At 45.8% G+C, this 12,412-nt stretch carries 10 protein-coding genes; 7 read left to right on the top strand and 3 right to left on the bottom strand.

Annotated elements, in window-relative coordinates; genetic code table 11:
• Nucleotides 1–151: 151 nt before the first annotated feature.
• On the bottom strand, nt 152–841 hold the full coding sequence (locus QK890_RS04800; RefSeq protein ID WP_005776359.1) for a response regulator transcription factor: 690 nt from the start codon (nt 839–841) through the stop codon (nt 152–154).
• Nucleotides 842–1,147: 306 nt separating this feature from the next.
• On the opposite strand from QK890_RS04800, the gene QK890_RS04795 reads away from it, so the two are divergent.
• From QK890_RS04795 to QK890_RS04765, 7 genes are all read left to right on the top strand, one after another.
• Nucleotides 1,148–2,341, top strand: a complete 1,194-nt coding sequence (locus tag QK890_RS04795; protein ID WP_005809303.1) for a hypothetical protein — start codon at nt 1,148–1,150, stop codon at nt 2,339–2,341.
• A gap of 127 nt (nt 2,342–2,468) precedes the next feature.
• A complete protein-coding gene (locus tag QK890_RS04790) occupies nt 2,469–3,944 on the top strand; it encodes a capsule assembly Wzi family protein (protein ID WP_005819228.1) in 1,476 nt (491 codons plus the stop codon).
• On the top strand, nt 3,941–4,324 hold the full coding sequence (locus QK890_RS04785) for a lipocalin-like domain-containing protein (RefSeq protein WP_122142418.1): 384 nt from the start codon (nt 3,941–3,943) through the stop codon (nt 4,322–4,324). Before QK890_RS04790 ends, QK890_RS04785 begins: the two co-directional genes overlap by 4 nt.
• Before the next feature lie 140 nt (nt 4,325–4,464).
• The gene (locus QK890_RS04780) at nt 4,465–5,295 is read left to right on the top strand and encodes a DUF3805 domain-containing protein (protein ID WP_032536332.1); all 831 of its coding nucleotides are present in this window, start codon (nt 4,465–4,467) and stop codon (nt 5,293–5,295) included.
• A gap of 25 nt (nt 5,296–5,320) precedes the next feature.
• Nucleotides 5,321–7,186: an ABC-F family ATP-binding cassette domain-containing protein gene (locus tag QK890_RS04775; RefSeq protein WP_005776365.1), complete on the top strand. Its 1,866-nt coding sequence runs from the start codon at nt 5,321–5,323 to the stop codon at nt 7,184–7,186.
• The gene (locus QK890_RS04770) at nt 7,183–8,016 is read left to right on the top strand and encodes a histidinol-phosphatase (RefSeq protein WP_032536331.1); all 834 of its coding nucleotides are present in this window, start codon (nt 7,183–7,185) and stop codon (nt 8,014–8,016) included. The genes QK890_RS04775 and QK890_RS04770 overlap by 4 nt, the downstream gene beginning before the upstream one ends.
• A gap of 11 nt (nt 8,017–8,027) precedes the next feature.
• Nucleotides 8,028–8,852 carry a glycoside hydrolase family 16 protein gene (locus tag QK890_RS04765; RefSeq protein ID WP_005809291.1) on the top strand — a complete coding sequence of 275 codons (825 nt, stop codon included), beginning with the start codon at nt 8,028–8,030 and terminating at the stop codon, nt 8,850–8,852.
• A 15-nt stretch (nt 8,853–8,867) separates the two neighbouring features.
• Here QK890_RS04765 and QK890_RS04760 read toward each other — a convergent pair whose 3' ends face one another.
• Nucleotides 8,868–10,889 carry a polysaccharide lyase 8 family protein gene (locus QK890_RS04760; RefSeq protein ID WP_032536330.1) on the bottom strand — a complete coding sequence of 674 codons (2,022 nt, stop codon included), beginning with the start codon at nt 10,887–10,889 and terminating at the stop codon, nt 8,868–8,870.
• A 195-nt stretch (nt 10,890–11,084) separates the two neighbouring features.
• On the bottom strand, nt 11,085–12,320 hold the full coding sequence (locus QK890_RS04755) for a fucose isomerase (RefSeq protein ID WP_032539808.1): 1,236 nt from the start codon (nt 12,318–12,320) through the stop codon (nt 11,085–11,087).
• Nucleotides 12,321–12,412 lie beyond the last annotated feature (92 nt).

Genomic DNA, 12,412 nt, shown 5'->3' with positions numbered 1-12,412 from the left:
AACAGATGATTCTTTATTCATTTGTTTTTGAGTTTAATTCACCACGGAGGACACAGAGGACACAGAGAATATCTTTCTCTTAAACATCTTAATAAACAAGAGATTAAAACTCTGTGTCCTCCGTGTACTCTGTGGTGAATCGTATTCATTTCTATTCCGTTTCGAAACAATAACCGTATCCCAACCGGGTGACGATACGTTTACCATAAATGCCGATCTTTTTTCTCAGTCGAGTGATGTTGACGTCGATGGTGCGGTCCAGTACGTAGACTTCGTCGCTCCAGATACGGCTCAGGATGTCTTCGCGAGAGAAAACACGTCCTTTGTTCTGTAGCAGCAGGAAGAGGATTTCGAATTCCTTTTTGGTCAGCGGCACTTCTTCACCATCGATGCTTACTTTCTTTTTAGTGATATCGATTACCAGTGACTGATAACTGAGCTGTTCCGGTACCTTTTCCATATCCGAAGTGGCGGTACGACGTAACACGGCTTTCACGCGGGCAATGACCTCACGCAGTGAGAAAGGTTTCGATATATAGTCGTCTGCCCCCAGATTGAATCCGGTGACGGTATCGTTTTCCGTATCTTTGGCAGTAATGAATATGATGGGAACCTGAGCTGTCTTTTTATCTTTCTTCAGGATATTGGCCATCTTGAATCCGGAGATTTCTCCCATCATCACGTCCAATAGCAGCAGGTGATAACTGCTGATATTCATTTTCAGAGCTTCTTCGGCAGAATTGGCTGTATCTACTTCATACCCTTCGTTCTCAAGATTGAACTTCAGAATCTCACAGAGGTCTTCTTCGTCGTCGACCACTAAAATACGGTAATCGTTCATTGTATTCTTTGTTAATGTAATGCTACAAAGTTAAACTTTATTCCTTTTTCTTTTGCAAAGATGGAGGCTTTTTGTTACGAGGGGGTGAAACACGTATTACGATTTGATTACATTTTATCCCCTCTGAGAGCCTCTATAGGCTGATGCGGTTGGTTTTAAACCCGACAGTGCCTACCTTTTAAACCAAAGTTCTCTTGGTTTTAAACTAACGACATCTTGGTTTTAAACCAACAATCCGCAGGTTCGGAGATACTTTATCAACAAAAAAGTCCTATCTTTGTTATGTCAATAAATTGAAATGCCACAATGATTAAGATAGATTTCAGGCAACGCAAACGTGAAGTGCTTTGGACGGTTGTCGCTTTGTTCTTTATAGCAATAGGCGTGTCCGTGTTTAAGTTCTCTTCTGCTACTTCCGGTTTTGAGATAACCGATGAACTGGGAGGGAACATTTTTCCTTCGGCCATCCTTTCGGTGGCAACGACTGATGCCCAGGTCATTCAGCCGGGTGACTCCGTATACTTGGGCAATCCCAAATCATGCATTGCCATCAAGGTAAAGTCCCGTTCCGCCTATAGCCGTGTGCGGATTGACGTAGCCGAAACCCCTTTCTTTTCCCGTTCCGTGTCGGAGTTTGTACTCAACAAGCCCCGTACCGAGTATACGATTTATCCCGATATCATCTGGAACTATGAAGCGCTAAAGAATAACAACCAGGCAGAACCCATCAGCGTAGCCGTTACGGTAGAGATGAATGGGGAAGATCTGGGACAGCGAGTGCGTACCTTCTCTGTACGCAGTGTCAACGAGTGCCTGCTGGGGTATGTGACGAATGGTACGAAATTCCATGATACGGGTATTTTCTTTGCTGCTTATGTCAACGAAGAAAATCCGATGATCGACCAGCTGCTGCGCGAAGCATTGAATACCCGTATCGTCAACCGCTTTCTGGGCTATCAGAATCCGGCTCCCGGAGCTGTGGATAAGCAGGTATATGCGTTATGGAACGTTTTGCAGAAACGTAAATTCCGCTATAGTTCGGTGTCGAACACCAGCCTTTCCAGCAATGTGGTCTATTCGCAGCGTGTGCGTACATTTGATGATGCACTGGAGTCGTCACAGATCAACTGTGTGGATGGCAGTGTCTTGTTTGCCTCTTTGCTCCGTGCCATTAATATCGAACCGATTCTGGTGCGTACTCCCGGCCATATGTTCGTGGGATATTATACCGACAATTCGCATAAGGATATGAATTTCCTGGAAACAACCATGATAGGCGATGTCGATCTGGACGACTTCTTCCCGGACGAGCAGTTAGATTCCACCATGGTAGGCAAATCACAGAATCAGATGTCCCTGCTCACTTTCGAGAAGTCGAAGCAATATGCCAATAAGAAGTATAAAGAGAATGAAAAGGGTATCCATTCCGGTAAACTGAACTATATGTTCCTTGAAATATCGAAAGATGTACGCAGGAGAATACAGCCGATAGGGAAGTGAATCACTATTCCCGTTGTCTGGTTCGTAGCTAAATAATCCTAATAAAACTCTGATATATCGATGAGTTTCGCCTCTTTGTTGTATTTTTGCCGTTCAATATTTGGATATATTCCAAACACACGTTAGAATGAAACGAAGAAACTATTTCATTATCAGCTGCTTGATGCTGATATCCCCTGCCACTGTGCAGGCGCAGTTTGACAAAGGCCTAAACTATAAGATTGAAACCAGTGCAACTGTAAGTGGTGGACACAATACGCCTTTCTGGCTCGTGGCAAATAAGCACGGGCTGTCGTCTATTCGTAAAAACAATGCTTACTTGGATGCAGGAATCTTTCGGGATTTGGAGAAGGATAAAAAGTTCTCTTATGCTTTTGGATTGGAAATGGTCGGTGCGAGTCGCTTCACGTCTAAGTTCTTCATTCAACAGGCCTATGTAGACTTGCGTTATCGGGGGATGGAAATCAGTGTCGGCAGTAAGGAGCGTGGCAACGAAATGAAAAATGACCAGTTGAGTTCCGGTAGCATGACTTTTTCTACCAATGCCCGTCCCATCCCGCAGGTTCGGATTTCAATTCCCGAATATATACCTTTTCCATGGACCAAACATTGGTTGCATATAAAGGGACATGTGGCTTATGGAATGTTTACGGATGAAAAGTTTCAGGAGCGTTTCACGGACGGACGTTCTAAATATACGAAAGAGACGTTGTTTCACTCGAAAGCGGCTTTCCTGAAAGTCGAGAACCTGGAGAAATCACCGGTTTCGGTGGAGTTGGGTATTGAAATGGCGGCCCAGTTCGGAGGCGATTGCTATTATCCGGACGGAACGGTGTTGCGCACACCGGACAGTTGGAAGGACTTTTTCCGTATTTTCTTTCCGAGTAATGGAGACAGTGGCGCATCGGAGAGTGACCAGATCAATATTCTGGGAAACCATGTAGGCAGTTACAGTGCTGCTGTGGGGTATCATTTCCCGACCTGGAAAGTAAAAGCATATTGGGAGCACTTTTTCGAAGACCGTTCGGGGATGACGCTGACTTACGGTATGTGGCGTGATTGTCTGACCGGATTGGAGGTGACCTTACCGGAGAATCCTTTTGTGAAGACGGTTGTCGGAGAGTTTTTGTATACGAAGCACCAGTCAGGCGCTTTCCATTATTTTGCTACTCCGGCCATTGATCATTCATTTACCGGGGCTGATAATTATTACAATAACTCGCAGTATGCCGGTTGGGAACATTGGGGACAGGGGATCGGCAATCCGCTGGTTACCTCGCCTATATATAATAAGGATGGAAATCTGGCTTTTGAAAGTAACCGTGTTAAAGGATTCCATATCGGGCTGAACGGCAGTCCGACTCCGGAGATAGATTACCGGATTCTGGTAAGTGTAGCCAAGCATTGGGGAACTTACGGAAGTCCTTACCGGACTATCAGGAGAAACCAGAACGGATTGTTGGAGGTGACTTATAAACCCGAACAGATTCCGGGATGGAGCTTCACACTGGCCGGTGCGGTGGATGGAGGTAATATGTTGGGAGAGAGCTGGGGCGGTATGCTCACCATTCGTAAAACAGGTTTAATTGGTAAGAAGAAATGAAAAAAGGAATCCTATTATTGTTCGTCGCCCTGATGACTTTTACGTCTTGTGGAGAGAAGTTCGGGCATCGCTATCTGGATGGGATGTGGCAGATGCAGCGTATAGAATATAAAGATGGTAATGCGGAAACTCCGCTGGACACTTATTTCAGTTTCCAGATGGACATTATCAATCTGAAGAAGTTGGGGTATGGTGAGTTCTATGGGACATATACCTACGAGAACGATTCTATGCATATACAGATACTTGACGCTACGGCGGAACAGATGAAAACTTTCGGCATGGATGCCCGGGTGCAGGATTTTGCCGTAGAGAAACTGAACAGTAACAAATTGATTCTCCGGTCGGACTATGCCCGTCTGGAGTTAAGAAAATATTGAGGACGCTAAAAGCTGTCTTCATTCATAGATGATGATTGGAACAGCCGGTTCGTGAGAATCGGCTGTTTTTTTATTCTATTTTTTGCATATCAGCGTTGGGATTGTTACTTTTGTGAGGTTATCAACATTCAGTAAGCAATATGATACAAGGTAAGAAATTTATCTCTCCGGGAACATGGTTCTCAATGATATATCCGTCAGATTGGAGCGAATTTGAAGACGGCGAAGGCTCCTTCCTCTTTTATAATCCCGAACTTTGGACGGGTAACTTCCGTATCTCGGCCTATAAAGCGGATGCTGCTGCTCAAGGTGGCATGAATTATGGAAAGGACTCCATCCGTCAGGAACTCAAGGAAAATCCTTCGGCCTCCTTGGTGAAGGTGGGGCAACTGGAGTGTGCCTATAGTAAAGAGATGTTTGAGGAAGAAGGTACCTATTACACCAGCCATCTTTGGGTGACAGGCATTGACAATGTGGCCTTTGAATGTTCGTTCACCGTACCGAAAGGAGAGCGTGTGGAGGAGGCGGAAAAGATCATATCCAGCCTTGAAATTCGTAAAGACGGACAGAAGTATCCCGCAGAAGTAATTCCCATTCGCCTTTCTGAAATCTATCAGGTGAACGAGGCTTATGAGTGGGTGACAGATACGGTGAAGACACAGTTGAAGAAGGACTTTCAGGGTGTGGAGGAAGACCTCGAAAAGATACAGGAAGTGATTGGCAGCGGTGTCCTTTCGCCCAAAAAGAAAGAGCCCTGGCTGGCATTCGGTATTGCCATCTGCACGATTCTGGCTAATGAAGTGGAAGGCATGGAATGGATGACGCTGGTTGACGGTAACCGGGAAGTACCGGTGCTTCGGTATAAAGATGCGGAACATCTGATTGATCCGATGAAACTGTTGTGGAGCCGGGTGAAAGCCGGAGAAAGATGCGAGGTGGCAGAGGCATATAAGAAAGCACTGGCACACTAACCACATTTTATCATATACGATTATTATGACCCCTTATTTGCAAGTAGATAACCTTACCAAATCCTTTGGGGATCTGGTACTTTTCGAAAATATTTCCTTCGGTATTGCCGAAGGCCAGCGTATCGGCTTGATAGCTAAAAACGGTACAGGTAAAACCACCCTGTTGAATATACTTTCCGGTAAGGAAGGATATGACAGTGGAAATATTGTGTTCCGCCGTGACCTTCGTGTAGACTATCTGGAACAGGATCCGCAATATCCCGAAGAACTGACTGTATTGGAAGCCTGTTTTCATCATGGCAACAGTACGGTGGAGCTTATTAAGGAATACGAACGCTGTATGGAAACCGAAGGACATCCGGGACTGGATGACCTGTTGGTGCGTATGGACCATGAAAAAGCCTGGGAGTACGAACAGAAAGCCAAACAGATTCTTTCTCAACTCAAGATACGGAATTTTGAGCAACAGGTGAAACATCTTTCCGGAGGCCAACTCAAACGGGTGGCTTTAGCCAATGCCCTGATTACCGAACCGGACTTGCTGATTCTGGATGAGCCCACCAACCACCTCGATCTTGATATGACCGAATGGCTGGAAGAGTACCTTCGTCGTACGAACCTTAGTCTGTTGATGGTAACGCATGACCGTTACTTCCTCGACCGGGTCTGTTCTGAAATCATCGAGATAGACAACTGTCAGGTTTATCAGTATAAAGGGAATTACAGCTATTATCTGGAGAAACGCCAGGAACGGATTGAGGCGAAGACGGTAGAGATAGAGCGTGCCAATAATTTATATCGTACCGAGCTGGATTGGATGCGCCGTATGCCGCAAGCCCGCGGACATAAAGCCCGGTATCGTGAAGATGCTTTCTACGAACTGGAGAAAGTAGCCAAACAACGGTTTAACAACGATAATGTGAAACTGGAGGTGAAGGCTTCCTACATTGGCAGTAAGATATTTGAAGCCGATCATCTCTATAAGAGTTTCGGTGACCTGAAGATATTGGAAGATTTCTCTTACATCTTTGCCCGTTACGAGAAGATGGGGATTGTTGGGAACAACGGTACGGGTAAGTCTACTTTTATAAAGATATTGATGGGACAGGTGCAGCCCGATAGCGGTACGCTGGATATCGGGGAGACCGTACGTTTCGGATATTACTCGCAGGACGGATTGCAGTTTGACGAGCAAATGAAGGTGATTGACGTTGTGCAGGATATCGCCGAAGTGATTGAGCTGGGTAACGGCAAGAAGCTGACAGCCTCTCAGTTCCTGCAACATTTCCTGTTTACTCCCGAAACTCAACACAGCTATGTTTATAAGCTGAGCGGTGGAGAGCGCCGTCGTCTTTATCTCTGTACCGTGCTGATGCGTAATCCGAACTTTCTGGTACTTGATGAACCGACAAACGATCTCGACATCATTACCCTGAATGTGCTGGAAGAGTATTTGCAGAACTTCAAGGGATGCGTGATTGTCGTTTCCCATGACCGCTATTTTATGGATAAGGTGGTCGATCACTTGCTGGTATTCAATGGACAGGGAGATATCCGTGACTTTCCCGGTAACTATAGCGATTACCGGGACTGGAAAGAAGCGAAGTCCCAAAAGGAGAAGGAAGCTGAGAAACCGCAGGAGGAAAAGACAGCCCGTGTCCGTCTGAACGATAAGCGTAAGATGAGTTTCAAAGAGAAACGGGAGTTCGAACAACTGGAGAAAGAAATAGCCGGGCTGGAAGCCGAGAAAGCACAGATAGAGGAACTGCTTTGCAGCGGTACACTTTCGGTGGATGAACTGACCGATAAATCAAAGCGGCTGCCGGAGGTAAACGATTTGATAGACGAGAAAACCATGCGCTGGCTTGAACTTAGTGAAATAGAATCATGAATCTGACCAATTATCATAGCCATACCCTCTATTGTGACGGCCGGGCCGGCATGGAGGATTTTATCCGTTTTGCCATCAGCCAGGGATTTACATCCTATGGTATTTCTTCGCATGCTCCGCTACCGTTCCCTACCCATTGGACGATGGAGTGGGATCGTATGGACGACTATTTGACTGAGTTTGCCCGGATGAAGGAGAAGTATGCTTCGGAGATTGAACTGGCTATCGGCCTGGAGATAGACTACCTGAATGAAGACAGCAATCCGGCTGTGCCGCGTTTCCGCGAATTGCCGCTCGATTATCGTATCGGCTCGGTACATTTGCTCTATAACGACCGGGAAGAAGTGGTTGATATTGATGTGTGTGCGGAGGTATTCAGGGATATTGTCGATCAGCATTTCGGTGGTGATCTCGATCGTGTGGTACGTCTGTATTACGAACGTCTGTTGCGGATGGTGGAATTGGGAGGGTTTGATATCTTAGGACATGCCGACAAGATGCATCACAATGCAGCCTGTTACCGTCCCGGCCTGTTGGACGAACCTTGGTATGATGACTTGATGCACGATTATTTCTCAGCTGTTGCGGCCAAAGGGTATATCGTAGAGATCAATACCAAGGCTTTGCATCACTTGGGTACCTTCTTTCCGAACGAACGCTATTTCCCGTTGTTGAAGGAGTTGGGTGTCCGCATACAGGTGAACAGTGATTCGCATTATCCCGAGCGTATCAACAGCGGACGTCCCGAAGCATTGGATGCTTTACGGAAGGCCGGGTTTGAGACAGTGACCGAATGGCATGGTGGAAAATGGGTGGAGGTCTCACTTTAAACCAATATATCATGAAACACAAAAACTTATTGTTAACCTTGCCGTTTGTCTTTTGGACATTTGCCGGCATATCATTGTCATCCTGCAAAGATACTCCTGTCCGTAAGCTTTATAAAAGTGATATAGACTGGAGGCTCACTTGGCAAGATGAGTTCGAGAAAGACGGTACACCCGATCCGGAAAAGTGGGTGTTCTCTCCTTGGCATCCCTTTTGCCGGGACAATAACTTTGTTACATTCGTAAAAGACGGTAAGTTGATTTTGCGTGCTTTGCCCAATAGCGATCCGAATGATACGATCCGCTACATGGCCGGTTGTGTTGAGACTTTGGGTAAAAAAGATTTCTTGTACGGACGCTTTGAGGTGTGTGCCAAACTGGGCAGCGCTAAAGGTTCCTGGCCTGCTATCTGGCTCAAGCCGACTGATTCTACAACGTATGGTGTGTGGCCCAAATGTGGAGAGATCGATATAATGGAACAATTGAACAAAGATACATTCGTCTATCATACCATGCATACCGAATATATCAAAGTGTTAGGACATAAAACAGATCCGGACTATTATACCACCGCATCCTACAATCCGCATGAATTTAATGTGTTTGGGATGGAATGGACACCGGATAAGATTGATATGTTCATCAATGATTCGCTCACTTTCAGTTATCCCCGCATCAAAGAGGAGGGTTCTGTGCAGTGGCCTTTCGATGTTCCGTTCTTCCTGCTGCTCAACCAGATACTTGGAGGATGGGCCGGAGAGATAGACGATGCGGAGCTTCCCGTACAGATGGAGGTCGACTGGGTGAGATATTACGAATTACCTGAAAATATGAGATAGCCGGAAGGTAGATTCTTAAATCTCTCCTTTGGGAAAAACAGCTTGGGAAACCGGGGTACCGTCTGCACGATACAGATAGGCTCCCGGTTTTTTTATAGGTATCTTTTTTCCGTTATACAGCTTGAGAGTCGTTGCCTGCCAAACAGCAACGTAGTACATTTTGTCGATAAATGCCACCTGTGCCTTTTTGTCATTTTGCAATACCTGTACTTTTGAAATATTGAATGCAGCCGTCTTCTCCTGAGTGGAAGCCGGGAGCACCAAATACCGGTAAGTGGCAGGGACACCTGACGGATGTTTGATGTAAATAGAGAAAATTTCATCTTCCAACATCCGGGGAGCGTACATTCCCATGAAGTCGTGCCACTGTCCTTTCTTCTTTTCTGCCAGTGCCAGGCAAAGTTCGTCTTGCAGAAGGATATATCCGGTGTTGTCGTGGAAATAACGGCGGTTTCCTTCCGTCCATATTTCACCATTTTTGAATCGTTGATCGATGGAGGTGATAAGTGTGGCAGTGCTGTCTGCATGGATATCGCTTCCCAGGCACAGGATAAATTCATTGGTGAATATCCATACTTTGTTCGCGGATAGCCCGTTACGGTTCAAGTGCATGGCGGTGATTCCCTGTTTTCCGTTTGTTACTCCACCTGTGAAATTGGTTTTGTTGCGTGAATTCGGTCCGTTATCTGTCGGGATGGGAGCATTGCTTTCATAGGTTGTGATACCGGGTATCCGACGCCAGTTCCAGAAAGGGAAAATATTGTGGTATTCATCTCCCCGAATATACGTATAGACAGCTCCGTCTGCCATGTAATATCCCTTCAGGTTATCCTCATTTACCAGTTCCGTACCGATCACCCGACTGGATGCCATGCGTAAAGATGCCATCCAGTCAGAGGTACGGTGAATGGTCAAGTCGGAATCTTTGAAGAACTTATTTCCTGTGAAATCGTTTTTTGCATCCGGATGTAGAAAGTTGCGGGCTATAAATGCCTTTATTTCCTGTGTCTGCTGTTCATTGCTTCCCTTCATCAGTGAGCAGGCTGCGAAGAGCAGGTTGAATGATTTGTGAAGATCGGCGCTGTGGAAGAGTTGCCGGTTCAATCCGTTTACGTCCCAATGACCTTTCCATACAATCCACTGATACCCTTTCAGAAGAAGGGATACAAGGATATCCTGTTGTTCCTGGCTGAATGCAAGAGGGGTGTCGGCAAACAGTTCGGAATAAAAACTCATGTTGCAGAGGAAAGAAAGTCCGTAATTGCCGAACTGTTGTTGGGGACCATGCTGATGGAAGCTCCAGTCCGGCTGAATACCCTCTTTCTGTCCCAGTACGATTTCCGAGCCAATGTTTTCCCGTGCCTCTTTTACCAGTTGGGAGTCATTCAAGAGCAAGCCCCGGATCAGTACATTGCCTGCCAGCCATACTTTGTTCTGTCCTGTCATGCCAAAATGGGATTGTTCCATCACCCGCACGGCTTCCTGCTTTTCTTTTTCCGTTATTTCTGCTTCGAAAAGGAGGAAAGCCGGTCCCAAGGTGCGGGGAATACCTATTTGATTGTACCACCAGTTTTTGCAGACCAGTTTTTCGGTGAACCAGTAATTCATGGCTTGGTGAATAATGCTGGTTACGGCTGAAATCTCCTGTGCGGAAGCATTCTCTTTTTCGCGGGCATAATATTTGGTTAGTTTCAGTATCCGCTCTGTGTGTTGTTTCGGTTCCCATCCCGAACGTTTGGTATCGGCATAATTGATGTCCGGCCATGAACCGTCTCCCCGTATCGTACTGATCAGTCGGTGTATCTCTTCCCGGCGAATAGGGTAAAGTTGTTGAAGTTCGATAACGTTCTGGTCGGATACCTCTTTTTCGGGAGGAATTTTAGATAATAGTTGTAAGAAAGCTTGTTTGCTCTCGTCCTGTCCGATAACCGACCGGATATAATTCTGCTTGATAAGTTCGCTTTCTTTGCCTGTTTGTGCAGTAAGATGAGAAAGGAAAGTACAGATAAACAGTACTGATAGGAAGATTCTTTTCATATATCGTGTGTCTTTCATTGCATGTATTAAATTAGGCCTTGACGGGAGGAATGTGTCAATACTCTTTCCACTACGGAGAATACGGGGTAACACAGATTATCTGTGTTGGTAACCAATGATCTGAGATTCTCTCCGTGTCACTCTGTATTCTCTGTGGTGAGTTCTGAATTTACCTCCGTTAAGCCCTGAGTGCATTTACTCCGTACGTTTACAGGAGTTTGCCTGTAAGAATTCGTTCAGTGCATCTTCATAATTACCTTGTAACAAAATGTGATGGTTCCCGAGTGGATTCTTCAAGAAATAATCAGCCGGTGCATTCATTTTTATACGTACTTGTGTACGGCACATATTGATGTAATTGGTGTTTTCGGTCAGAGTTCCCGTAGAAAGGTAATATTCGTCCAGACATTCTCCACCACATTTCACGATAGTGACATCTCCGGTCGGCAGCAGTCCCTGAATACCGATACCGCTTTCCGTTTCAAAATGGCTGCGGATGATGTAACGTTCGGTTTGCTTCATTCCGATTGTGCAATGTGCCAGTATTATTTCGTTGCTCCGGGCGTTAATCATTGAAGGATTTGCCATGAAACCTACTTTCCCGGTCAGTGCTTTGGCGGCGAGTAATGTAAATACAGATTGCAGATCCCCTTCACATCCGGCAATGATCCCTTCGTCGTTCAGCATGGCAAGAGCCAGGCAACCGGTAGTACCGGTGCGCTCTATCAGTTTGAAACAACTCAGGGTGACGGCGCTTAGTTTTTCTTCTTTACAGATTCGCTTGACGGCCCGGTAAAGGCGCATTGCCTTAATCATATCTTCGGGAGTCCCTTCACGGCATGCCAGAGCTTGCGAAGCAACCGCGGCGCATGAGGCACCGACTTCGTTGTCTGTAATACGGTCGTATACGTCATAAATCCGTTCCAACGGAATGTCCAGATACTCAATTCCCCAACGCCGCTTTGCGAGCAGATAATCCACATTACTTGCAATCAGCCATGAAGAAGGGGTGCCGATCACTCCGATGCGAAGCCCTACTAATGAACGTTGTGCCTTGAAATTGGTATAAAGTACCTGGATTCGTTGAACGATACTCATAAAGTCTCCATGGAGGATTTCACTTTTCATACCCCGCCCACGTAACCAAGAGGAAATTTCCAGTGCTGAAGCCAGGGAGTTTTGCATTCCGTCGGCCAGTATAATGGCAGGGCGGGGGAGCGATTCGAAGCATTGCATTACCAGTCTTTCTACCCCTCCGGTAGCAATGAAAATGATGCTGAATTCATCTTTTGGCAACTGGCTGATGTCCCGGTAATCAATAAAATTTACGGTGAAATATTTTTCCAGTTCACTGAGAATCGCTTCGTGCGAACTACGTACAGTGGCTTGCTTATGCAGAATCGATGCAAATGTGATCAGGTTTATGGTCATTATGTTATCGTTTTAGGTTTGTAGTTATACAAATGTATCGTTTTCCGTTGATATTACCACAACGTTTTTACCCTTGATAAGGTTTTTAAAGT

The organism is Bacteroides sp. NGMCC 1.200775, assembly GCF_040798045.1.
Classification (GTDB): domain Bacteria; phylum Bacteroidota; class Bacteroidia; order Bacteroidales; family Bacteroidaceae; genus Bacteroides; species Bacteroides hominis.
This window is presented reverse-complemented; position numbering and strand designations above follow the sequence as displayed.